This is a genomic window from Pseudomonas capeferrum, from assembly GCF_013523055.1.
Taxonomy (GTDB): Bacteria; Pseudomonadota; Gammaproteobacteria; order Pseudomonadales; family Pseudomonadaceae; genus Aquipseudomonas; species Aquipseudomonas capeferrum_A.
Map to the genome: position 1 here is coordinate 171,572 of NZ_JAAMQM010000005.1, position 21,850 is coordinate 193,421.

General features: G+C 63.4%; 21 protein-coding genes. 13 read left to right on the forward strand and 8 right to left on the reverse strand.

From position 1 onward, the window contains the following. Positions 1 to 254: 254 nt before the first annotated feature. The 7 genes from waaF to G7009_RS07760 are packed head-to-tail and all read left to right on the forward strand — an operon-like array spanning position 255 to position 7,215. Complete coding sequence (gene waaF, locus G7009_RS07730) at positions 255 to 1,304, forward strand: lipopolysaccharide heptosyltransferase II (RefSeq protein WP_181129352.1); 1,050 nt, start codon at positions 255 to 257, stop codon at positions 1,302 to 1,304. Further along, positions 1,305 to 2,363 carry a lipopolysaccharide heptosyltransferase I gene (gene waaC / locus G7009_RS07735; RefSeq protein ID WP_181129353.1) on the forward strand — a complete coding sequence of 353 codons (1,059 nt, stop codon included), beginning with the start codon at positions 1,305 to 1,307 and terminating at the stop codon, positions 2,361 to 2,363. Further along, positions 2,363 to 3,487, forward strand: coding sequence for a glycosyltransferase family 4 protein (locus G7009_RS07740; protein ID WP_181129354.1), 1,125 nt, complete (start codon positions 2,363 to 2,365; stop codon positions 3,485 to 3,487). Before waaC ends, G7009_RS07740 begins: the two co-directional genes overlap by 1 nt. Then, entirely contained in the window at positions 3,484 to 4,290 is an 807-nt protein-coding gene (gene rfaP, locus G7009_RS07745; protein ID WP_181129356.1) for a lipopolysaccharide core heptose(I) kinase RfaP, read from the forward strand. The genes G7009_RS07740 and rfaP overlap by 4 nt, the downstream gene beginning before the upstream one ends. Further along, on the forward strand, positions 4,290 to 5,024 hold the full coding sequence (locus G7009_RS07750) for a lipopolysaccharide kinase InaA family protein (RefSeq protein ID WP_181129358.1): 735 nt from the start codon (positions 4,290 to 4,292) through the stop codon (positions 5,022 to 5,024). Before rfaP ends, G7009_RS07750 begins: the two co-directional genes overlap by 1 nt. Next, positions 5,021 to 5,773, forward strand: a complete 753-nt coding sequence (locus G7009_RS07755; protein ID WP_181129360.1) for a lipopolysaccharide kinase InaA family protein — start codon at positions 5,021 to 5,023, stop codon at positions 5,771 to 5,773. The genes G7009_RS07750 and G7009_RS07755 overlap by 4 nt, the downstream gene beginning before the upstream one ends. Continuing rightward, positions 5,773 to 7,215 carry a lipopolysaccharide kinase InaA family protein gene (locus G7009_RS07760; protein ID WP_181129362.1) on the forward strand — a complete coding sequence of 481 codons (1,443 nt, stop codon included), beginning with the start codon at positions 5,773 to 5,775 and terminating at the stop codon, positions 7,213 to 7,215. The genes G7009_RS07755 and G7009_RS07760 overlap by 1 nt, the downstream gene beginning before the upstream one ends. 82 nt (positions 7,216 to 7,297) lie before the next feature. Here G7009_RS07760 and G7009_RS07765 read toward each other — a convergent pair whose 3' ends face one another. From G7009_RS07765 to G7009_RS07775, 3 genes are all read right to left on the reverse strand, one after another. After that, positions 7,298 to 7,486, reverse strand: a complete 189-nt coding sequence (locus G7009_RS07765; protein ID WP_181129363.1) for a hypothetical protein — start codon at positions 7,484 to 7,486, stop codon at positions 7,298 to 7,300. A 233-nt stretch (positions 7,487 to 7,719) separates the two neighbouring features. Then, positions 7,720 to 8,430 (reverse strand): 3'-5' exonuclease, encoded by a 711-nt coding sequence (locus tag G7009_RS07770; protein WP_181129364.1) that lies wholly within the window; start codon positions 8,428 to 8,430, stop codon positions 7,720 to 7,722. After that, a complete protein-coding gene (locus G7009_RS07775; RefSeq protein WP_181129365.1) occupies positions 8,427 to 10,364 on the reverse strand; it encodes a putative nucleotidyltransferase substrate binding domain-containing protein in 1,938 nt (645 codons plus the stop codon). The genes G7009_RS07770 and G7009_RS07775 overlap by 4 nt, the downstream gene beginning before the upstream one ends. Positions 10,365 to 10,586: 222 nt before the next feature. On the opposite strand from G7009_RS07775, the gene G7009_RS07780 reads away from it, so the two are divergent. After that, positions 10,587 to 11,033 carry a response regulator gene (locus G7009_RS07780; protein WP_181129366.1) on the forward strand — a complete coding sequence of 149 codons (447 nt, stop codon included), beginning with the start codon at positions 10,587 to 10,589 and terminating at the stop codon, positions 11,031 to 11,033. A gap of 60 nt (positions 11,034 to 11,093) precedes the next feature. Here G7009_RS07780 and G7009_RS07785 read toward each other — a convergent pair whose 3' ends face one another. Next, positions 11,094 to 13,271 (reverse strand): malate synthase G, encoded by a 2,178-nt coding sequence (locus G7009_RS07785; protein WP_181129367.1) that lies wholly within the window; start codon positions 13,269 to 13,271, stop codon positions 11,094 to 11,096. Between the two features lie 426 nt (positions 13,272 to 13,697). Between G7009_RS07785 and G7009_RS07790 the strand changes: the two genes are divergently transcribed. Then, entirely contained in the window at positions 13,698 to 14,216 is a 519-nt protein-coding gene (locus G7009_RS07790; protein WP_181129369.1) for a glycine cleavage system protein R, read from the forward strand. A 215-nt stretch (positions 14,217 to 14,431) separates the two neighbouring features. On the opposite strand, the gene rarD is transcribed toward G7009_RS07790, so the two are convergent. The 4 genes from rarD to G7009_RS07810 form a co-directional block, all read right to left on the reverse strand. Further along, positions 14,432 to 15,319, reverse strand: coding sequence for an EamA family transporter RarD (gene rarD, locus G7009_RS07795; protein WP_181129370.1), 888 nt, complete (start codon positions 15,317 to 15,319; stop codon positions 14,432 to 14,434). Positions 15,320 to 15,382: 63 nt separating this feature from the next. Next, positions 15,383 to 16,357, reverse strand: a complete 975-nt coding sequence (locus G7009_RS07800) for a serine/threonine protein kinase (protein ID WP_181129372.1) — start codon at positions 16,355 to 16,357, stop codon at positions 15,383 to 15,385. Between the two features lie 74 nt (positions 16,358 to 16,431). After that, entirely contained in the window at positions 16,432 to 17,196 is a 765-nt protein-coding gene (locus tag G7009_RS07805) for a TOBE domain-containing protein (RefSeq protein ID WP_181129374.1), read from the reverse strand. Positions 17,197 to 17,251: 55 nt separating this feature from the next. Next, positions 17,252 to 17,989: a ComF family protein gene (locus G7009_RS07810; protein WP_181129376.1), complete on the reverse strand. Its 738-nt coding sequence runs from the start codon at positions 17,987 to 17,989 to the stop codon at positions 17,252 to 17,254. A gap of 89 nt (positions 17,990 to 18,078) precedes the next feature. Between G7009_RS07810 and bioB the strand changes: the two genes are divergently transcribed. From bioB to bioC, 4 genes are read left to right on the forward strand one after another with little or no spacing between them, the layout of a single operon-like run. Continuing rightward, positions 18,079 to 19,137 carry a biotin synthase BioB gene (gene bioB, locus G7009_RS07815; protein ID WP_181129378.1) on the forward strand — a complete coding sequence of 353 codons (1,059 nt, stop codon included), beginning with the start codon at positions 18,079 to 18,081 and terminating at the stop codon, positions 19,135 to 19,137. Between the two features lies 1 nt (position 19,138). Further along, positions 19,139 to 20,311: an 8-amino-7-oxononanoate synthase gene (bioF, locus tag G7009_RS07820; RefSeq protein ID WP_181129379.1), complete on the forward strand. Its 1,173-nt coding sequence runs from the start codon at positions 19,139 to 19,141 to the stop codon at positions 20,309 to 20,311. Next, the gene (locus G7009_RS07825) at positions 20,304 to 21,035 is read left to right on the forward strand and encodes an alpha/beta fold hydrolase (RefSeq protein ID WP_181129381.1); all 732 of its coding nucleotides are present in this window, start codon (positions 20,304 to 20,306) and stop codon (positions 21,033 to 21,035) included. Before bioF ends, G7009_RS07825 begins: the two co-directional genes overlap by 8 nt. After that, positions 21,028 to 21,840 (forward strand): malonyl-ACP O-methyltransferase BioC, encoded by an 813-nt coding sequence (bioC, locus tag G7009_RS07830; RefSeq protein WP_181129383.1) that lies wholly within the window; start codon positions 21,028 to 21,030, stop codon positions 21,838 to 21,840. The genes G7009_RS07825 and bioC overlap by 8 nt, the downstream gene beginning before the upstream one ends. The last annotated feature ends 10 nt before the right edge of the window (positions 21,841 to 21,850 follow it).

Sequence of the window (21,850 nt, forward strand, 5' to 3'; positions counted from 1 at the left end):
GTACACTTGTCGACCTATAGCCTGAATATAAAGAGGGGAGGCCAGGCTGTTCAGGCAGTCTGCAGGTCAGTTAAGCCACACCGTCTGCATTGGGGCTGCTTCGCAGCCCTTCGCGGGCAAGCCCGCTCCCACAGTTGAGCGCTGGACTCAGGAACTGCGCACTTTCTGTGGGAGCGGGCTTGCCCGCGAAGGGCCGCAAAGCGGCCCCATTGGCTTAACTGACTGCAGCCTCCTCGATCGTTTCTGGATAAAGCATGAGAATTCTGATCATTGGGCCCAGCTGGGTGGGCGACATGGTGATGGCGCAGACCCTGTTCCAGTGCCTGAAGCAGCGTCACCCCGCGTGCGTGATCGATGTGCTGGCACCCGAGTGGAGCCGGCCGATCCTCGAACGCATGCCCGAAGTGCGCCAGGCCTTGAGCTTCCCGCTCGGCCATGGCGTGCTGGACCTGGCGTCCCGTCGGCGCATCGGCAGGTCCCTGGCGGGCCAGTACGACCAGGCGATCCTGTTGCCCAACTCGCTGAAATCGACCCTGGTACCATTCTTCGCCGGCATCCCCAGACGCACCGGCTGGCGCGGCGAGATGCGCTATGTCCTGCTCAACGATGTACGCACGCTGGACAAGGCGCGCTATCCCTTGATGATCGAGCGGTTCATGGCACTGGCGTACGAGCCCGGTGCCGAGCTGCCGACGCCCTATCCTCGGCCGAGCCTGCGGATCGAAGCCGAAAGTCGTGATGCGGCCCTGGCCAAGTTCGGCCTTGCGCTCGATCGTCCGGTGCTGGCGCTTTGCCCCGGCGCCGAGTTTGGGGAGGCCAAGCGCTGGCCTGCCGAGCACTATGCCCAGGTCGCGGAGACAAAGATCCGCGAAGGTTGGCAGGTCTGGCTGTTCGGTTCGAAGAACGATCATCCCGGCGGCGAAACGATTCGTGAGCGGCTGATCCCCGGGTTGCGTGAAGAGGCCACCAATCTCAGTGGCGAAACCTCGCTGGCCGAGGCTATCGACCTGCTGTCCTGCGCCGATGCGGTGGTGTCCAACGATTCCGGTCTGATGCATGTCGCCGCAGCGCTGAATCGCCCGTTGGTGGCGGTCTATGGCTCGACGTCGCCTGGTTTCACGCCGCCACTGGCCGACCAGGTCGAGATCGTCCGCCTGGGTATCGAATGCAGCCCCTGCTTCGACCGCACGTGCCGCTTCGGTCACTACAATTGCTTGCGCCTGCTGGAACCGGCGGCTGTCAATGCCGCTCTGCAGCGGCTCAACGGGCCAGATCTGGTCAATGTCATGGTCGAGGTCGACTAAGTGCGGGTACTGATCGTCAAGACGTCCTCCCTGGGCGATGTGATTCATACCCTGCCGGCGCTGACCGATGCCGCTCACGCGATCCCCGGGATTCGCTTCGACTGGGTAGTGGAAGAAGGATTCGCGGAAATCCCCGCCTGGCATCCGGCCGTCGACCAGGTGATCCCGGTGGCGATCCGCCGCTGGCGCAAGAACCTCTGGCAGACGTTCAAGAGCGGCGAATGGCGGCAGTTCAAGCAGCGTCTGCGCGAGCGCCAGTACGACCTGGTGATCGACGCCCAGGGCCTGGTCAAGTCGGCCTGGCTGACTCGACTGGTCAAGGCGCCTGTTGCCGGATTGGACCGTTATTCGGCTCGCGAGGGCTTCTCCAGTCGCTTCTACGATCGCCGCCTGTCGGTCGCCCTCGGGCAGCATGCGGTGGAGCGCGTGCGCCAGCTGTTTGCCTTGGCGCTCGCCTATGACCTGCCTGAGGGGCTGGGCAGCTACGGCCTTGATCTGGATCGTCTGCGACTGCCGCCTGCCGCGCCCTACGTGGTGTTCCTGCATGGCACCACCTGGGCCACCAAGCACTGGCCCGAGGCCTATTGGCGCGAACTGGCGGAGCGAATGGGCCGCCGAGGGCTTCAGGTCTGCCTGCCATGGGGCAACCCGGACGAGCAGGCGCGCGCCGAGCGTATCGCCGAAGGCTTGAAGAACTGCCAGGTACTTCCCAAATTGAACCTGATCGGGGTCGCTCGGGTGCTGGCGGCGGCCAAGGCCTGTGTTGCCGTCGATACCGGACTGGGCCATCTGGCCGCGGCGCTGGACGTACCTACCCTGTCGCTGTTCGGTCCGACCAACCCCGGGCTGACCGGCGCCTATGGCCGCTCCCAGGTGCACCAGGCCAGCGACTTCCCTTGCGCCCCCTGCCTGCGGAAGAAATGTACCTACAAGCCGAGCGCCGAAGACCTGCGCCGGTTCGACCTCAAACGCGAGTGGCCGCTGTGCTTCACTCGCCTGAATCCCGAGCATGTGGCGAGCCGCTTGAGCGCGTTGCTGCTGGCTGAGGATGTCCGTTGATGCAACTGGCTTTCGTGCTCTACAAGTATTTTCCGTTTGGCGGCCTGCAGCGCGATTTCATGCGCATTGCCCTGGAATGCCAGCAGCGCGGGCACCAGATCCGCGTCTACACCCTGATCTGGGAGGGCGAGGTCCCACCCGGCTTCGAGGTGCTGGTAGCGCCGGTCAAGGCGCTGTTCAACCATCGCCGGAACGAGAAGCTGAGCGCCTGGATGGCCGCCGACCTGGCCCGACGCCCGGTCGACCGTCTCATCGGTTTCAACAAGATGCCGGGGCTGGACGTCTATTACGCCGCCGACGGCTGTTTCGAAGACAAGGCGCAGACCCTGCGCAATGGCCTGTACCGCCGCTGGGGGCGTTATCGCCACTTCGCCGAGTACGAACGGGCGGTGTTCGACAAGGATGCCGGCACCGAGATCCTGATGATCTCAGAAGTGCAGCAGCCCCTGTTCATCAAGCATTACGGCACGCCGGTCGAACGTTTCCACCTGCTGCCGCCGGGTATCTCGCAGGATCGCCGCGCGCCGGCCAATGCCGCCGAGGTGCGCGCCGGGTTCCGGCGTGAATTCGAGCTGGGCGATGACGAACTGCTCATGGTGCAGATCGGTTCCGGCTTCAAGACCAAGGGCGTCGATCGCAGCCTCAAGGCGCTGGCCGCGTTGCCCCCGGCGTTGCGCAAGCGCACCCGGCTGATGGTCATCGGTCAGGACGATCCCAAGGTTTTCCAGCTTCAAAGCGCTGCGTTGGGCTTGGGCGAGCAGGTGCAGTTCCTCAAGGGACGCAGCGACATCCCGCGTTTCCTGCTTGGCGCCGACCTGCTGATCCATCCCGCTTACAACGAGAACACCGGCACGGTGCTGCTCGAAGCACTGGTGGCGGGCCTGCCGGTACTGGTGTCCAAAATCTGTGGTTATGCCCACTACATTGCCGAGGCCGACAGTGGCCTGGTGCTGGACGAGCCGTTCGAACAGGAGCAGCTCAACCGTTACCTGCAACGCATGCTCGAAGACGCCGAAGCCCGAGCGGCCTGGGCGCGAAATGGCCTGGCCTTTGCCGAGACGGCCGACCTCTACAGCATGCCGCAGCATGCCGCCGACGTGATCCTGGAGCAGCCGCGCCCATGAAACTGATTTTGGCCGAACCCTTCAAGCGCCTGTGGGCCGGACGCGATCCCTTCGAGGCTGTCGAAGCCTTGCAGGGCGAGGTGTACCGCGAGCTCGAAGGCCGCCGTACGTTGCGTACCGAAGTCGATGGCGCGGGCTACTTCGTCAAGATCCACCGCGGCATCGGTTGGGGCGAGATCTTCAAGAACCTGTTCAGCGCCAAGCTGCCGGTGCTTGGCGCCGGCCAGGAATGGCGGGCCATCGAACGCCTGCACCAGGCAGGCGTGCCGACCATGACCGCGGTCGCCTATGGCGAGCGGGGCAGCAATCCGGCGACCCAGCATTCGTTCATCGTCACCGAGGAACTGGCCCCTACCGTCAGCCTGGAAGACTTCAGCCTCGATTGGCGTCGCCAGCCACCCGAGCCGCGTCTCAAGCATGCGCTGATCGCCGAAGTGGCAAAAATGACCGGGACCATGCACCGGGCCGGCGTCAATCATCGCGACTGTTACATCTGTCACTTCCTGCTGCACACCGACCGGCCCGTGACGGCCGATGACCTGCGACTGTCGCTCATCGACCTGCACCGCGCCCAGACCCGCGCGACCATCTCCCGACGCTGGCGCGACAAGGATCTCGCCGCGCTGTACTTCTCGGCGCTGGATATCGGCCTGACTCGGCGCGACAAGCTGCGTTTTCTGCGTGGTTATTTCCAGCGTCCGCTACGCCAGATACTGGCAGACGAAGCGGTCTTGCTCGCCTGGCTCGAAGGCAAGGCGCAGAAACTCTACGCGCGCAAGCAACGGTATGGAGATGCGCTCTGATGGCGAGTTGGACACTGGCGCCGGGCTACGCTCGCCTGGCGGCGGACTTCGGCAGCATCGACGCGGTCTTTGCGCTGCAGGGCGAGAAGCTCACGCGCGACCCGCTCAGCGAAGTGATCCGTGTAAAACGTGACGGCATCAACTACTACGTCAAGCGCTACACCGGCGCTGGCAAGGGGCTGCGTCGTTACCTGGGGCGGCCACGAATCAAGGCCGAATGGCAGAACCTCAAGCAGTTCGCCAAATGGCAGATTCCGACCGCCGAGGTCGTCGCCTGGGGCCTGGAGCGCAATGGCATGGCATTCGGTCGCGGGGCAATGATCACGCGAGAGCTGCCGCGTACCGAGGACCTTTCGATTCTCGCCGAACGCAACGATCCTCGTCTCGATGATCGCCGCTGGGTCGATCACATCAGTCGTCAGTTGGCCCGGCACACCCGGACCATGCACGATCACCATTTCACCCACAACGATCTGAAATGGCGCAACCTGCTGGTGGATGATCAGGCCACATTGTTCTTCATCGACTGTCCCACGGGCGACTTCTGGCGCGGATTCATGCTGCGCCACCGGGTGATCAAGGACCTGGCATGCCTGGACAAGGTTGCCAAATACCACTTGTCGGCGACCCAGCGCCTGCGCTTCTACCTGCAGTATCGCGGCCATCAACGGCTCAATGCCTCGGACAAGCGCCGTGTGCGCCGTGTGGTGAGCTTCTTCGAGGGACGGGAATGACCGATTACCTGGCCAACGCCGACGTTGCCTTGCTGCAACGTCATGGCCTGAACGATTTCGAGGCGCTGTGGGCGCTGCAGCTCGACGCCGTCGACGAACCCAATACCGGCCGAGGCGGCTGGAGCAGCGTCTATCGCCTGGAGCTGGAGGGCAAGGGCTATTACCTCAAGCGCCAGAGCGACTACCTGACCCGTACCCTGCACAGCCCCTTCGGCGAACCGACGTTCGCGCGCGAGTTTCGTAATATTCGTCGCTACCAAAAGCTGAACATTCCCGCCTTGGACGCTGTGTTCTATGGAGAGCGCAAGAGCAAGGGCCAGCATCGCGCCCTGCTCATGACCCGCGCGCTGGACGACTGGAGCGATCTGGAGCACCTGCTTGGCCAATGGCCACAGCTGGACGTTGCCCAGCGCCTCGGTATCCTTGAAGCCTGCGGAACCTTGGCGCGCACCCTGCACTCCGCCGGGCAACTGCATGGCTGCTTCTACCCCAAGCATATTTTCCTGCGTGGGCGCGCCGATGGCTGGAAAGCCCAACTGATCGACCTGGAAAAGACACGGCCCTTGCTGTTCGGCATGCGCGACCGGCTCAAGGATCTCGAACCCCTGTTGCGTCGGGCGCCGGCCTGGAGCGAAGGCGATGTCCGCACGCTGCTCGCCGCCTACCTCGCGCAGCCCGCCGACAGCCGACAGGTCGATACCTGGCTGCAACGTCTGGTGCGCCGTCGCCATGACAAGGAGACTCGCTGATGCGCCTGTCTGAACTCAAGGATGCCGGACGTCGACCGAGCGTCCCCCTTACCGTGACCTTGGCCGATGCTGCCGGCAGTGCCGACCTGCAACTGCTCAGCCTGCTGCGCGTGCTGCCGGGGCAGCGCTATGTCGGTGCAGGTGTCTGGCGCGGCAGGCCGGTACTGGCCAAGCTGCTGGTGGGGGCGAGTGCCGCCCGGCACTTCCAGCGCGAACTGGATGGCGCGCGACTCATGGCCAGCGCTGGCCTGGTCACCCCGCAATTGCTGGCCGATGGTCTCAAGGAAGGCGAGGGCGGCTGGCTGCTCTTCGAATACCTGGAAAATGCCGAGAGCCTGGGCGATGCCTGGGCAGGGGTCGAAACCCTGGCTCCGCTGGCCGATGAACAGCAGCGTGTGTTGGGTGAAGCCTTGGCGGCCGTGGCGCAGATGCATGCCAAGGGGCTTTGGCAGGATGACCTGCACCTCGACAACCTGCTACGCCACGAGGGTCGGCTCTACCTGATCGACGGTGGCGGCATCAAGGCCGAGACCTTGGGGCAGAACCTGTCGCGCCAGCGCGTGCTGGAAAACCTTGGGGTGTTCTTCGCGCAATTGCCCAAGCGGCTCGAGCCTTTCATCGAAGAGCTGCTGGTGCACTACCTGCTGGCCAATGCCGAACATGCCTTGCCATTGGAAGCCTTGCAGAAACAGATCGTCAAAGTCCGCGCCTGGCGCCTGAAGGATTACCTGGAGAAGGCCGGGCGCGACTGCACCCTGTTCAGCGTCGAGCGCAGCCTGTCCGGCCTGCGCGCGATCCGGCGCAAGGAAGTCGATGCGCTGGCGGCGGTGCTGGAACAAGCCGACGCCCTGATCGACAAGGGCCACCTGTACAAGACCGGCGGCGCCGCGAGCGTTGCGCGGGTCGAGATACAGGGTAGAGCGCTCGTGCTCAAGCGCTACAACATCAAGAACACCGCGCACTGGTTCAAGCGCTTCTGGCGACCGAGCCGGGCCTGGCATTCCTGGATCGAGGGGCTTCGCCTGGAGTTTCTGGGGATCGCGACCCCACGGCCGTTGGCCGTCCTGGAGCAGCGTGTGATGGGCCTGCGCAGTCGCGCCTATTTGGTCACCGAATACGCCGATGGCCCGGACTTGATCGAGAGCTTCGCGCCCTACATCGACAGCGGCAACGTACCCGAGGAACAGTTGCAGGCTCTGATAGCGTTGTTGGAGCAGCTGATCCGCGAGCGCATCAGTCATGGCGACATGAAAGGCCACAACCTGTTCTGGCAGCAAGAGCAATGGTCGCTGATCGACCTGGATGCGATGTGCCAGCATGCCACCCAGCTCAGCTTCGCCTCCGCCTTCGCCCGCGATCGGGCTCGACTGTTGCGCAACTGGCCAAGCGGCAGCGCCCTGTATCAACTTCTGGATCAACGATTGCCGCGGCTCACCGAGTAGGCTGCCGGCAGTTCCAGCCAATCGCTGCTGCGACCGGTCTGTCGCACTTGCACCCGCCACTGCTGGCGGAACTGCTCCAGGGTCAGGATACCCGGCGCGGCGGCGCGCTCGATGGCGATAGCCAGATCCTGCAGGGTTCGCCATGGAGGCTGACCTGGCCGTTCGCGGGCAGGGTAAACAGGGCAGTGCCGGTCAGCCGCTCGCTGGCCAGATCCATCAGGCTGCGTCCGTCGATCCTCCAATCGTGGGTATGCGCGTGTTCGGAAGGCAAAAGGCCAACCAGGCACTGTCTAGTGCTTCTTCAAGGCGAGGCGGTTGCAGCAGGGCTTGGATGCGCATCCAGTGCGCTGAGGCGTTGCAGCGGGGTCATGGTGTGGCTCCTCTAGAACGGAAGCCACGCATGCTGACGGGGGTGTACCTGCCCAGGCGGTAACCGGTTAATTCACCTCCGGCGTCGCGGCCCGAGTACCAGCAGGCCTGGCATCGACGCTTGTCGCAGCCTGTTCAGAGCCCGTAGCCAGGGTCCTTGCGGCGCCGCCATCGTTGTAGGCGCTGCTCCAGCTGCAAGGGGCTGTCGAGCTCTTGGCGACGGGCCTGGCTGAACAGGATCAAGGCCAGCTCCGCGGTTACCTGAGCATCGGCGCTGGCATGGTGACGTGCCTGCACGTCCAGGCCGAAGTGGGCGATCCAGTCATCGAGACCTGCCTCCCGCAGCACTACACCGGGATTGAGCAACGGCGCCAGCTCGGCAACGTCGATGAACAGGTGCTGGAGGCGATAGCCGAGGCTCGCCTTGAGCGATCGCGCCAGCATTCGCTGGTCGAACGGGGCGTGGAACGCCAGGATCGGGCTGTCGCCGATGAACTCCATCAGGTCCAGCAGCGCCTGCGCCGGATCACAGCCCGCAGCCAGGGCGCTGGGGCCCAGACCGTGGATAAGCACACTGGGGTTGGTCTTCTGGCTCGGACGATAGAGCGTGCGCTCGAACTGCTGGCGGAAGTCGATGGCAGCGTCTTCGATCGCCACGGCACCGATGGACAGCACCTGGTCGCGATTGACGTTGAGGCCGCTGGTTTCCAGGTCCAGCACAACCCAGCGCTGAGCACGCAGCGAGTGCTCGTTCAAGGGGGCCGGACCGGGCAGGCGAGCCAGGCGTTCGCGGTGCGCGTCAGCCAGTGGCAAGGCGCTGGGGCGCAGCCAGTCGAACAGTCTCATAGCTGGTACCGCAGGGCCAGGCTGCTTTGCAGGCGTTGGGCCTGACGCAAGGATTCGCGCAGGATGCGCCGGTCCAGATGATTGAGGCTGTCAGGGTCGACCCGGTTGGAGTAGGGCAGGTTGTCACGAGTCTGGCGCTGGTGCTGCTGCATGCGGGTCTGCTGGATGAAGTGATAAGCCTCTTCGAAGGCGGCCCCGTCGAGCGGGTCGATGACCGCCTTGGCCACCAGTTGGCGCAGACGCTCGAGGGTGTTGCTGGCGCCGATGCCGTTGGCCAGGGCGAGCAGTCGAGCACCATCGACGAAGGGCGTCAGGCCCTGGACCTTGAGGTCCAGGGTCGCTGCCTTGTCAGTGCCCTGGCGGGTCAGTACGAACTCGCGGAAGCGTCCCACGGGTGGCCGCTGGCGCAAGGCGTTCTCGGCCATCATGCGTTGGAAGAGACGGTTGCCCGCGACCTGCTCCAGAATCTGTCGGCGCAACTGCTCGCAGGCCTGCTCGTCACCCCAGACCACGCGCAAGTCGAAATAGATGCTGGAGCCGAGCAGGTTTTCCGGGGTCGCTTCGCGCACGAAGGCCGCGAAACGGCGGGCCCACTCTACCCGTGACAGGCACAGCTCAGGGTTTCCGGCCATGATGTTGCCGTTGCACAGGCTGAATCCGCATTGGGCCAGGCACTGATTGATGTAGTGCGCCAGCGGCAGCAGGCGTTCGCGGATGGCGTCGGCCTCGGTCGCATCCTGTGCCTCGAACAGAATGCCATTGTCCTGATCGGTATGCAGGGTTTGCTCGCGGCGACCTTCGCTGCCGAAGCACATCCAGCTGAACCGGATGCCTGGGTCGCCTCGCTCGGTCAGCGCCAGTTCGATCACCCGGCTCACGGTATGGTCGTTGAGCAAGGTGATGATCTGAGTGATCTGCGTGGAGGAGGCACCGTGGGCCAGCATGCGATCGACCAATTGACCGATTTCTCCACGCAGCGAAACCAGCGTGTCCAGGCGTGGCGCATGCCGAATGGTACGTGCCAGGTGCACCAGGTCGACCCGCTGCAGGGAGAACAGGTCGCGTTCGGATACCACGCCGCACAGGCGCTGGTTCTCCACCAGGCAGACATGTGCGATATGCCGCTCTGTCATGGCCATGGCGCCGTCGAAGGCAGTGGCGGTGGGACCGAGGAAAAACGGCGAAGCGGTCATGTGGCGACTGACGGGGGCGGTCAGCTCGGCGCTGGGGTCAGCCACTACCTCTCGCAGGTCGCGCAAGGTGAAGATGCCGATCGGGAAGCGTTGCCCATCGACGATGACGATACTGCCGACCTGCTGTTCATGCATCTGCCGCACGGCATCGCGCAAGGGCGTATCAGGGCCGCAGGCCACGGGGTGGCGCATGGCCAGTTCCCCTAGGGGAGTATTCAACGAATACTGGGTGCCGAGGGTTTCCGCGGCGCGTCGCTGGACCTGCTGGTTGACTTGGTCGAGCAGGCTGCTCACCCCGCGCAAGGCAAAATCGCGAAAGGCGTCCGACATCGAGAACACGCGGATGAAGGCTGCCTTGTTCAATCGCAGGCAGAAGGTGTCTTCGCCAGCCAGGTGTTCGGTACGCGTGGCGCGTTCGCCGAGCAGCGCGGCGAGAGGAAAACACTCGCCTCCGGTGATTTCGAACGTGGTCTCGATGCCCGTTCCGGCTACAGGCTGACGCTCGCCTACCACACGGCCTTGCTTGACGATGAAGAAGTGCTCGACGGGGCCATCGACGGGCTTGATGATGCTCTCACCGGCGGCATAGAAACGCAGCTGACATTCTTCCACCAGATAGGCGAGATGGCTCTGCTCCATCTGGTTGAAGGGAGGGAAGCGTTGCAGAAAGTGCAGGGTCCCCTGGATATTCTGCAAGACGGCTGTCTTGCCTGCCTGGGTGTAGGCATCCTTTTTGCTCATGGAACTACCGCATGTAGGTGTCTGCCTCGTTGCACGCAGACCTTGTTGTTCTAGAACGTCATGGTCGACTGCCCCGGGGGCACTGCCCATTGGACGTAAGTCTAAAAAGGACGTGACAGCTGAACGGAATGATCTAGTGTCAAATAGCCGACGAAAGGCGATTTGCATGTTGTCGTTTTGCGGTCTGAACTTGATTCAAGGTGTTTTTTTGACGAGATAACCATGTCAGAGCATGACGACATCCTCAGTGAGGCCGAGCGTGAAGCATTGGCCGCCCTGAGCGCCCCATCGACGCAGGGGCAGAGGGTATTGGTGGTAGACGACAATGCAGTCAACCGTGAGGCCTTGTGCCTTTATTTGTCCAGCAAGGGTCTGGACTGCGTGGCCGCCGAAGGTGCGCAGGCGGCGCTCGCTCGGCTGCGCAAAGACCCTGGCATCGGGGTGATGATCACCGACTTGCGCATGGTTCCCGAGGATGGCCTGGAATTGATCCGCCAGATTCGCGTGTCGGAGCGTGCCGCGCTGTCGATCATCGTGGTATCGGGCGACACCGATGTGAAGGAAGCGGTGGACGTCATGCACCTGGGCGTGGTCGATTTCCTGCTCAAGCCGGTCGACCTGGGCAAGCTGCTGGAACTGGTGCGCAAGGAGCTCGGCATCTCCGGCTGAAACGTCACGGGGGCAGGCTCTCCAGAGGAGAGCCTGCCCCCGTGATACCGCATCGCTCGCTTACAGGCCGTTGCGGGCCTTGAACTCGCGACGACGGCGATGCAGGACCGGTTCGGTGTAGCCGTTCGGCTGCTTCGCCCCTTCGATGACCAACTCGACCGCCGCCTGGAAGGCGATGTTGTCGTCGAAATCGGCCGTTAGCGGGCGGTACAGCGGGTCGTTGGCATTCTGCCGATCGACTACCGCAGCCATGCGCTTGAGGCTTTCCATGACCTGGGCTTCGCTGACCACGCCATGGCGCAGCCAGTTGGCCAGCAGCTGGCTGGAAATGCGCAGGGTCGCGCGGTCTTCCATGAGGCCGACGTCATTGATGTCGGGCACCTTGGAGCAACCCACGCCTTGGTCGATCCAACGGACCACGTAGCCAAGGATGCCCTGGGCGTTGTTGTCCAGCTCGTTGCGGATTTCTTCTTCGGACCAGTTGGTGTCCGCCGCCAGCGGGATGGTCAGGATGTCATCGACCGATGCCGGAGCGCGCTTGGCCAGTTCGACCTGACGCGCCTGCACGTCGACCTTGTGGTAGTGCAGGGCGTGCAGGGTAGCGGCGGTCGGCGAGGGCACCCAGGCCGTGTTGGCGCCGGCCAGCGGATGAGCGATCTTCTGCTCGAGCATGGCGGACATCAGGTCAGGCATGGCCCACATGCCTTTGCCGATCTGGGCGCGGCCTTGCAGGCCGGTGGCCAGGCCGACATCCACGTTGTTGTTCTCGTAGGCGCCGATCCATTTCTCGTTCTTCATGGCGCCCTTGCGTACCACGGGGCCGGCTTCCATGGAGGTATGGATCTCGTCACCCGTGCGGTCGAGGAAGCCGGTGTTGATGAACACCACGCGCTCGGCGGCTGCCTGGATACAAGCCTTGAGGTTGACGGTAGTGCGACGTTCCTCGTCCATGATGCCGACCTTGAGCGTATTACGCGGCAGGCCCAGCACCTCTTCGACGCGCCCGAACAGCTCGTTGGTGAACGCTGCTTCTTCCGGGCCATGCATCTTCGGCTTGACGATGTAGACCGAACCGCTGCGGCTGTTCCGGCGGGTGCCGTTGCCCTTCAGGTCATGGACCGCCGCCAGGTTGGTGACCAGGGCATCGAGGATGCCTTCGGGTACTTCGTTGCCGTTCTTGTCGAGGATGGCGTCGATGGTCATCAGGTGACCCACGTTACGCACGAAGAGCAGCGAACGGCCATGCAGTGCGAGCGAACCGCCATTGGGCGCGGCATATTCGCGGTCCGGGTTCATGGTGCGGGTGAAGGACTTGCCGCCCTTGCTGACCTGCTCGGCGAGATCGCCCTTCATCAGGCCCAGCCAGTTGCGGTAGACGACCACCTTGTCATCGGCATCCACGGCCGCGACCGAATCCTCGCAGTCCATGATGGTGGTGAGCGCGGACTCCATGAGGATGTCCTTCACGCCAGCGGCATCGGTACTGCCGACTGGAGTACTGGCGTCGATCTGGATCTCGAAGTGCAGGCCGTTGTTCTTCAGAAGGATGGCGGTAGGAGACGCGGCATCGCCCTGGAAGCCAAGCAGTTGCGCGTCATCACGCAGGCCGCTGTTGCTGCCGTCCTTGAGCGCGACCAGCAACTTGCCGTCCTGGAGGCGGTAGGCGGTGGCATCGACGTGCGAACCGGCGGCCAGGGGAGCGGACTCGTCAAGGAAGGCGCGGGCGAAGGCAATCACCTTGTCGCCGCGAACCTTGTTGTAGCCTTGGCCTTTCTCGGCGCCGTCCTGCTCGCTGATGGCATCGGTGCCGTACAGGGCGTCGTACAGGGAACCCCAGCGGGCATTGGAGGCGTTCAGGGCGAAGCGGGCATTCATTACCGGCACGACCAGCTGGGGGCCGGCCATGCGTGCGATCTCTTCATCGACGTTCTGGGTCGTGGCCTGGAAATCCGCGGCTTGTGGCAGCAGGTAACCGATCTCTTGAAGGAATGCCTTGTAAGCGGTCGCGTCATGGGCCTGGCCGCTACGGGCCTGGTGCCAGGCATCGATACGGACTTGCAGCTCGTCGCGCTTGGCCAGCAGTGCTTTGTTCTTGGGAGCGAGGTCATCGATGATCTTTTCCGCACCGGCCCAGAAATCCTCGGCGGTGATGCCGGTCCCTGGAATGGCTTCGTCGTTGACGAAGTCGTACAGGACCTTGGCGACCTGAAGGCCACCGACTTGAACGTGTTCAGTCATTGCTTGCCTCACTCTGCTCAGCTGTTTCGCTCTTCTGTATTTAGCCTGTAGCGCTTCTCTAAATACGTTTCCAGCCGTTCTCCCAAGCGGCTTGCCGCGGCCCGGCAGACTGGATGCGTATTTTCACAGGCGCCATGGCAGACATCCAAACGACGTTTTGTAGTCCGCGCTGCTGAATACTACATGATGTGCTGCGCGTGTGAACCTTAGACTAAAAGCGTCGTTGCGCGACCCTTTGGTCGCATGGGGTCACGTCGTGAGGGGTTATGTTCGCAAAAAAACGATGGATTGTTCCAGATAAATCTTGAAACAGTACACGATTAGTCATGTGGAGCACCCTGCGGCAGGTTGCCGCGCCTTGCCTATACTTCCTCGACACCGAACAGTCCTGCCGTTTCGACGGCCCAGCAGCGGAGGAATGGCCCTGTGGATCATCTCGTACTGACAGTGATCGCGCCCGACAAGGCAGGTCAGGTCGAACGTATCGCCAAGTGCATAACCGAGCACAAGGGAAATTGGCTGGAAAGTCGCATGCTGCGAATGGCGGGCCAGTTCGCGGGCATTCTGCGGGTAGCGGTGCCGGCCGAGACCCACGCGCAGCTGGTGGCGGCATTGGAAGCGCTGGCCAGCGCAGATATCCGCATCCTCATCGCGGAAAGCGGGGTGGAGCCTTCGTGTAACTGGAAATCCATCGCCATGGAACTGGTGGGCAATGACCGTCCAGGCATTGTCCGTGACATCACTCGCCTGTTGGCGGACATGGGTGTCAACCTCGAACATTTCAGCAGTGAGGTCAGGCCGGCGCCCATGAGCAGTGAACAGTTGTTCCATGCGGACGCGGTGCTCGCGTTACCGCTCAGCCTGACCTTGGAGGATTTGCAGGGGCGTCTGGAGAGCCTGGCGGATGACTTGATGGTAGAACTCGCACTGCGTTCGGAGGAATAGCGAGTTATCCAGTTTTTAAGGGGCCCCGCCTGTGGATAACCTGGGGAGGCAACCCGCCAAGCCACGTCTTGCGTGGCTTGCAGAGATATGATCAAAAAATGATCAAAATACCTTGGCTTGTGCACAAAGAACGGGGATGAGGATGTGGATAACCTTGGGAGAGGTTGCCGCAGGCCTCGAATCTAAAGGCCTGCAGGATGTTGATCAAGATTTGATCAAGGCTTTTGGCGTAACTTGAGCCAGATATCGACGCTGTACAAGGCCAAGCCACCCCAGATGAACATGAACGCGATCAGGGTACTGGAGGACAGGTGTTCCCCAAACAACAGGATCGCTTCCAGCAAGACCAGCGTGGGCGCCACGTACTGCAAGAAGCCCAGTGTGGTGTAAGGCAAGTGCCTGGCGGCGGCATTGAAGCAGACCAGCGGAACCAGGGTTACCGGACCTGCCGCGATCAGCCACAGCGCTTGCGAACTGGTATAGAAGGCCGGTTGGACACTTTCCACGCTCGGGTGCAGGGCCAGCCAGCCGAGTGCCAGCGGCACCAGCATCCAGGTTTCCATTACCAAGCCGGGCAATGCAGCCACGGGTGCCTTCTTGCGGATCAAGCCGTAGAAGCCGAAGGTCAGTGCCAGGACCAGGGAAACCCAGGGCAGGCTGCCCACTTGCCATACCTGTTGCGCCACGCCCGCCGCGGCCAGCGCGACGGCCACCCATTGCAGGCGGCGCAAGCGCTCGCCCAGCAGGAGCATGCCGAGCAGGACGTTGATCAGCGGATTGATGTAGTAGCCCAGGCTGGCCTCAAGCATGCGGTCATTGTTCACGGCCCAGACATACGTAAGCCAGTTGCCCGCGATCAGGGTTCCACTCAAGGCCAGGATGCCCAGTCGGCCCGGGTTGTCGCGCAGCTCGCGCCACCAGCCTGGATGCTTCCAGAACAGCAGCAGTACCGAGCCGAACAGCGCAGACCAGAGCACCCGATGGACAATGATTTCTACAGCCGGGACGCTTTGAATTGCCTTGAAGTAAAGGGGGAAAAGCCCCCAGATGATGTAGGCGCTGAGGCCCAGGATGTACCCGCGTCGCGGGTTTGCAGCGTGCATGCAGATTCCTTGCTTGGATAGCCGATTACAGCAGCGCCTATTGTAGACAAACCGGCTCTTGTCCTAGAACAGTTTTAGCGGCTCTTCATCCAGTGCGGCGGTCTGTTCGCGCAGGGCAAGGATCTGGTCGCCCCAGTAGCGTTCCTGGCCGAACCAAGGGAAGCTGGGTGGGAACGCGGGGTCGTCCCAGCGCCGCGCCAGCCAGGCGCTGTAGTGCAATTGGCGGAGCGCGCGCAGGGGCTCGATCAGGGCCAACTGGCGCGGGTCGAAATCGTGAAACTCGTTGTAGCCGTCCATCAGCTCGGCCAACTGGCCCAGGCGTTCGTGGCGATCGCCGGCGAGCATCATCCACAGATCCTGCACGGCCGGTCCCATGCGGCAGTCGTCGAGGTCGACGATATGGTAGGCCTCGTCGCGGTGCATCATGTTGCCGGGATGGCAATCGCCATGCAGGCGGATGTTCGAATGCGGCGTGCGGGCATAAATGGCTTCGACCCGCTTGAGCAGGTCACGGGCCACGGATTCGAAGGCCGGCAGCAGGCCCTTGGGCACGAAATCGCCCTCCAGCAGCGTGTTCAGCGAGGCATGGCCGAAGTTGGCGATCTCCAGCGTTTCGCGATGCTGGAACGGACGCGTGGCCCCTACCGCATGCATGCGCCCCAGCAGTTGGCCCAGGCGATAGAGCTGGTCGAGGTTGCCAGGCTCCGGCGCGTGGCCGCCGCGCCGCGGGAAGAGAGTGAAGCGAAAGCCCTTGTGTTCGAACAGGGTCTGGCCTTCATGCTGCATCGGCGCCACCACCGGCACCTCGCAATCGGCGAGTTCGGCGCTGAAGCTGTGTTCCTCGAGAATCGCGGCATCGCTCCAGCGTCCTGGACGATAGAACTTGGCGATCAGTGGCTGGGCCCCTTCGATACCGATCTGGTAGACGCGATTCTCGTAGCTGTTCAACGCCAGTATTCGCGCGTCGCTGAGAAAGCCGATGCTTTCCACGGCATCCAGTACCAGGTCGGGGGTGAGGTTGTCGAAGGGGTGAGACATGGTGACTCCTGCAGGGGACGGCTTGCAGGCATGGTACTCCAATGGCGAAGGGCGAGCGTGGGTTTGGGCGGGGGCTAGAGCGGGGTCCCCAGTAAGACCTGTGACGGGTGGAATTGCGCACGCAACTCGACCCCCGCGACAATGGCCTGGCGGGCGAGCCATTCGGGCTCGGCAAAGGCACATAGCGTCTGCCCATTGCCCAGGATCAGGCGCACTTCGCTGGGCCCGTCGTCCTCGGCGAAAACGCTATCGACAGTCGCCAGCAGGCAGTTGCTGGCCGGGTCAGGGGCATCACCGGCACCCAGCAAGTCGATCCAGCCTGCCTTGAGCAGAGCCACGACGATGGTGTCCTGTGTCAGTTCCAGGCGTTCGGTGCTGTCATGCGTGATCAGCGCTTCGAGATGCAGGCCTCCGGCCAGGGCCAGGCGCACGCGATCGTAGCGCCCCTCGCGATGGATCGCGCAGACCTTGCCCTGTAATTGGTTGCGCGCGCTGGTACGCAGCATGAGGCGTCCCAGGAGGTCGAGATCGCTGGTATCGTCCGCCTCGTCGAGAATCTGCGCCTGCAAGGCCTGCAGGCGTTGATACAGGCGCAGGACCCGTTGGCCTTCGAGGGAAAGCCTCGCGCCACCGCCTCCGCGTCCTCCGGTGCTGCGCTCCACCAGTGGGTGGGCCGCCAGGTTGTTGAGTTCGTCGATGGCGTCCCAGGCACTTTTGTAGCTGATCCCCGCGGCCTTGGCCGCGCGAGTGATCGAGCCTTGCTCGGCTATGTGTTGCAGTAGCGCGATACGGTGCGGCCGACGAGCAATGTGCTGGGTCAGCGGGGCGGGCAGGGGCATGGCATCCACCGAGGCAGGGTGATGAGGCCGACGTTGCCTGCGCTCCTGGATCAAGTCAAGCCTGGCCGGGCTTGGGCGTGCGCGCCAGGCAGTACACATCCACCCGGCGTGCGCCTGCCTGGCGCAACAGGCTGGCCAGTGCCTGTGCGGTGGATCCCGTGGTCAGCACGTCATCGACCAACGCCAGGTGCAGACCGTCCAGCGATGGATCGGAGCACAGACGGAACGCCTGGCGCAGGTTGCGCTGTCGCGCCTTGGCATCGAGTATCTGTTGCGCTGGGGTATCGCGCGTGCGCAGCAGCAACTCGTCGTCACAGGGAATATCCAGATGGCCAGCGAGCCAGCGGGCAAGCATGCCGGCCTGGTTGAAACCCCGTTGGCGCAGTCGACTTTGGGCCATCGGTACGGACAACAGCCGATCCGGTCGCGGCAGGTCTTCGGCGAACCGGTGCCGCAGGCAATCACCCAATGCCTCTGCCATCAACCTGCCCAGCGGCCACTGCCCTCGATGCTTGAAGCGGGTGATCAATGTGTCTATCGGAAACCCGTAATGCCACAAGGCCTCGACCTTTGTAAACGCGGGTCTGCGCCGATGGCACTGGCCGCAGGTCAGGCCATGCAGAGGCAAGGGCAGGGCACAGATGCCGCATTGATCATCAAGCCATGGCAGGTCCCGTTCGCAGGCCAGGCACAAAGGGATTCGCTGTTCCGCCGGCTCATCACAGATCAAGCATATATGGTTAATATTTGTACACTTGTAAACCAGGCTCTTAAGCAGCGGTTGACAGTACATAGGGCCTTCCTTGAGTATGCGAGCTATCCGTGATGCGCTGGCGGTTTACCTGACCTGGCGCTTGTTCAAGCCTACCCAAGGAAACGCCGATGAGCGCCAGCACAACTGCAACAACACGTCACGACTGGTCCCTCGCCGAGGTCAAGGCGCTGTTTCAGCAACCGTTCAATGACTTGCTGTTCCAGGCGCAAAGCGTGCACCGCGCGCATTTCGACCCGAACCGTGTCCAGGTGTCGACACTGCTGTCGATCAAGACCGGCGCTTGCCCTGAAGACTGCAAATACTGCCCACAGTCAGGTCACTACAACACCGGGCTGGAAAAACAGAAGCTGATGGAAGTGCAGAAGGTCCTGGAGGAGGCCGCCCGGGCCAAGGCGATCGGCTCGACCCGTTTCTGCATGGGCGCCGCCTGGAAGCATCCGTCCGCCAAGGACATGCCCTATGTCCTGGAGATGGTCAAAGGCGTCAAGGCCATGGGCCTGGAAACCTGCATGACCCTCGGCCGCCTCGATCGCGACCAGACCGAAGCCCTGGCGGATGCCGGGCTGGACTACTACAACCACAACCTCGACACCTCGCCCGAGTTCTACGGCAGCATCATCACCACCCGTACCTACAGCGAGCGCCTGCAGACCCTGGCCTATGTCCGCGACGCCGGGATGAAGATCTGCTCCGGCGGCATCCTGGGCATGGGCGAGTCGCTGGACGACCGCGCCGGGCTGCTGATCCAGTTGGCCAACCTGCCCGAGCATCCCGAGTCGGTGCCGATCAACATGCTGGTCAAGGTGGCGGGGACCCCACTGGAAAATGCCGAGGAAGTCGACCCGTTCGATTTCATCCGCATGCTGGCGGTGGCCCGTATCCTGATGCCCAAGTCGCATGTGCGGTTGTCCGCCGGGCGCGAGGCGATGAACGAACAGATGCAGGCCCTGGCGTTCATGGCGGGCGCCAACTCCATCTTCTACGGCGAGAAACTGTTGACCACCGCCAATCCACAAGCCGACAAGGACATGCTGCTGTTCGCCCGCCTGGGCATCCAGCCCGAGGCCCGCGAGGAGCATGCCGACGAAGTCCATCAGGCCGCCATCGAACAGGCCCTGGTCGAACAACGCAGCAGCGAGCTCTTCTACAACGCCGCGTCTGCCTGAGATGGCATTCGATCTGGCCGCGCGTCTTGCCGAGCGGCGCGCCGCGGACCTGTACCGGCAGCGGCCGCTGCTGCAAAGCCCCCAAGGCCCTGAAGTGGTCGTCGATGGTCAGAAGCTGCTGGCGTTCTGCAGCAATGACTACCTGGGGCTGGCCAATCACCCCGAGGTGGTCGCTGCCTGGCGCGCGGGCGCCGAACGCTGGGGTGTCGGTGGTGGCGCTTCGCACCTGGTCATCGGTCACAGTACCCCGCACCACGAAGTGGAGGAGGCGCTTGCCGAGCTCACCGGGCGGCCGCGCGCACTGCTGTTTTCAACTGGCTACATGGCCAATCTCGGCGCCATCACCGCGCTGGTCGGGCAAGGCGATACGGTCCTGCAAGACCGACTCAATCATGCCTCCCTGCTCGATGCCGGTCTGCTCAGTGGCGCCCGGTTCAACCGTTACCTGCACAACGATGCCGCCAGTCTGCAGAGCCGTCTGCAACGCGCGGTAGGCAATACGCTGGTAGTCAGCGATGGCGTGTTCAGCATGGATGGCGACCTGGCCGACTTGCCCGCGCTGGCAACCGCCGCGCGCGGGCGCGGTGCATGGTTGATGGTCGACGATGCTCACGGCCTGGGTACGTTGGGCGCCAACGGCGGCGGTATTGTCGAGCACTTCGGCCTCGGGATCGAAGACGTGCCCGTGCTCATCGGCACCTTGGGCAAGGCATGCGGGACCGCCGGCGCCTTCGTGGCGGGTAGCGAAGAGCTGATCGAGACGCTGGTGCAGTTTGCCCGGCCCTACATCTATACGACCAGCCAGCCTCCGGCCCTGGCTTGCGCCACGCTCAAGAGCCTGGAATTGCTGCGCCGCGAGCACTGGCGCCGCGAGCACCTGGCGGCGTTGATCCGTCAGTTCCGGAAAGGCGCGCAGCGGATAGGCCTGCGCTTGATGGACAGCCCGACGCCTATCCAGCCCATTCTGGTGGGGGACAGCGCACGGGCGCTGCGGCTGTCGCGGATGCTGCGCGAGCGGGGGCTGTTGGTCACCGCGATCCGTCCCCCTACCGTGCCGGTCGGCAGTGCCCGTCTGCGAGTGACCCTCAGCGCGGCGCACAGCGAAGCGCAGGTACAGCTATTGTTGAATGCATTGGCCGAATGTCATCCACAGCTGGAGTTCGCTGATGCGTAATCGACTCGTTCTGCTACCTGGCTGGGGGCTGGGTACCGCGGCGCTGGAACCGCTGGCCGCCAGCCTGCGCGCTCAGGATCCGTATTTGCAGGTGGAGCTGGCGCCGTTGCCGGAGCTCGCCGTAAGCGACCCCCATGCCTGGCTGGATCACCTGGATCGCACGCTGCCGACCGACACCTGGCTGGGCGGCTGGTCCTTCGGTGGCATGCTCGCCAGTCTGCTGGCCGACCGTCGCTCGGATCATTGCTGCGGGCTGCTGACCCTGGCCACCAACCCGAGCTTCGTGGTCCGCGCCGACTGGCCGCATGCAATGGCCGGCGACACCTTCGATACCTTTCTCGATGGTTGCCGCAGCCATCATCAGGTCACTCTCAAGCGTTTTCGCAGCTTGTGCAGCGAGGGCGCCCAGATGCCGCGCAGCCTGTTGCGGCAGCTCGGCATAGGCGTGCCGGACACCGATCCGTTGTACCTGGCCAATGGCCTCGAAGTGATGAAACGGCTCGATACCCGCGCAGCGCTGCAACGTTATGCGGGGCCGCAGCTGCACCTTTTCGCCGGCAGCGACCATCTGGTCCCGGCCGAGGCAGCCCAGGACCTGAGCGATCTGCTACCCGATGTCGAAGTCGGTCTGGTCGAAGACAGTTCCCACGCCTTCTTGCTGGAATATCCTCAGGATCTGGCGGAGGGCATCAAGAGTTTCCTACATGAGGGTGGTGATGACTGATCTCTCCCGGCCGACCCTGCCCGGCACGCTGCCGGACAAACGCCAGGTGGCGGCCTCTTTTTCCCGCGCGGCGGCCAGCTACGATAGCGTGGCAGCCTTGCAGCGTGCGGTCGGTGGCTATCTGCTCGAACAATTGCCTGTCGAGCCTGCGCCTTCTCGCTGGCTTGACCTGGGCAGTGGTACCGGTTTCTTCAGTCGGATGCTGGACGAGCGTTATCCTCAGGCGACCGGGGTAGCGGTGGATATCGCCGAAGGCATGTTGCGTCATGCCCGCGATGCCGGCGGCGCGAGTCTCCATGTGGCAGGCGATGCCGAGCGCCTGCCGCTGCGCGACTTGAGCGTCGATCTGGTGTTTTCCAGTCTGGCAGTGCAATGGTGCAGCCAGTTCGCCTGCGTGCTGAGCGAGGCGCAACGTGTGTTGCGTCCGGGCGGGGTGCTGGCGTTCAGCAGCTTGTGCGTGGGGACACTCGACGAATTACGCGCCAGTTGGCAAGCAGTGGATGGCATGGTGCATGTCAATCGCTTCCGCAGGTTCGAAGAGTATCAGCGTCTTTGCGGTGCCACGGGGCTGCGACTGCAGGCCTTGGAGCGCCGAGCCCATGTCCTGCACTACCCGGATGTGCGCAGCCTGACCCATGAGCTCAAGGCGCTGGGTGCCCATAACCTCAACGCCGGCCGCCCCGCCGGGCTGACCGGGCGGGCGCGCATGGCCGGCCTGTTGCAGGCCTACGAGCGATTCCGCCAGCCCGCGGGCCTGCCTGCTACCTACCAGGTGGTCTATGGCGTATTGCGCAAGCCAGCATAAGGAGAATGAA

Excerpts from the sequence above, each read along its gene's own strand:
- G7009_RS07755 (WP_181129360.1), top strand. The coding sequence starts at position 5,021 with ATGACCGATTACCTGGCCAACGCCGACGTTGCCTTGCTGCAACGTCAT.
- bioB (WP_181129378.1), top strand. The coding sequence starts at position 18,079 with ATGAGCGCCAGCACAACTGCAACAACACGTCACGACTGGTCCCTCGCC.
- G7009_RS07780 (WP_181129366.1), top strand. The coding sequence starts at position 10,587 with ATGTCAGAGCATGACGACATCCTCAGTGAGGCCGAGCGTGAAGCATTG.
- rarD (WP_181129370.1), bottom strand. The coding sequence starts at position 15,319 with ATGCACGCTGCAAACCCGCGACGCGGGTACATCCTGGGCCTCAGCGCC.
- rfaP (WP_181129356.1), top strand. The coding sequence starts at position 3,484 with ATGAAACTGATTTTGGCCGAACCCTTCAAGCGCCTGTGGGCCGGACGC.
- G7009_RS07770 (WP_181129364.1), bottom strand. The coding sequence starts at position 8,430 with ATGAGACTGTTCGACTGGCTGCGCCCCAGCGCCTTGCCACTGGCTGAC.
- G7009_RS07825 (WP_181129381.1), top strand. The coding sequence starts at position 20,304 with ATGCGTAATCGACTCGTTCTGCTACCTGGCTGGGGGCTGGGTACCGCG.
- G7009_RS07785 (WP_181129367.1), bottom strand. The coding sequence starts at position 13,271 with ATGACTGAACACGTTCAAGTCGGTGGCCTTCAGGTCGCCAAGGTCCTG.
- G7009_RS07750 (WP_181129358.1), top strand. The coding sequence starts at position 4,290 with ATGGCGAGTTGGACACTGGCGCCGGGCTACGCTCGCCTGGCGGCGGAC.
- bioC (WP_181129383.1), top strand. The coding sequence starts at position 21,028 with ATGACTGATCTCTCCCGGCCGACCCTGCCCGGCACGCTGCCGGACAAA.
- G7009_RS07800 (WP_181129372.1), bottom strand. The coding sequence starts at position 16,357 with ATGTCTCACCCCTTCGACAACCTCACCCCCGACCTGGTACTGGATGCC.
- waaF (WP_181129352.1), top strand. The coding sequence starts at position 255 with ATGAGAATTCTGATCATTGGGCCCAGCTGGGTGGGCGACATGGTGATG.
- G7009_RS07810 (WP_181129376.1), bottom strand. The coding sequence starts at position 17,989 with ATGTACTGTCAACCGCTGCTTAAGAGCCTGGTTTACAAGTGTACAAAT.
- G7009_RS07740 (WP_181129354.1), top strand. The coding sequence starts at position 2,363 with ATGCAACTGGCTTTCGTGCTCTACAAGTATTTTCCGTTTGGCGGCCTG.
- G7009_RS07805 (WP_181129374.1), bottom strand. The coding sequence starts at position 17,196 with ATGCCCCTGCCCGCCCCGCTGACCCAGCACATTGCTCGTCGGCCGCAC.
- G7009_RS07760 (WP_181129362.1), top strand. The coding sequence starts at position 5,773 with ATGCGCCTGTCTGAACTCAAGGATGCCGGACGTCGACCGAGCGTCCCC.
- bioF (WP_181129379.1), top strand. The coding sequence starts at position 19,139 with ATGGCATTCGATCTGGCCGCGCGTCTTGCCGAGCGGCGCGCCGCGGAC.
- G7009_RS07775 (WP_181129365.1), bottom strand. The coding sequence starts at position 10,364 with ATGAGCAAAAAGGATGCCTACACCCAGGCAGGCAAGACAGCCGTCTTG.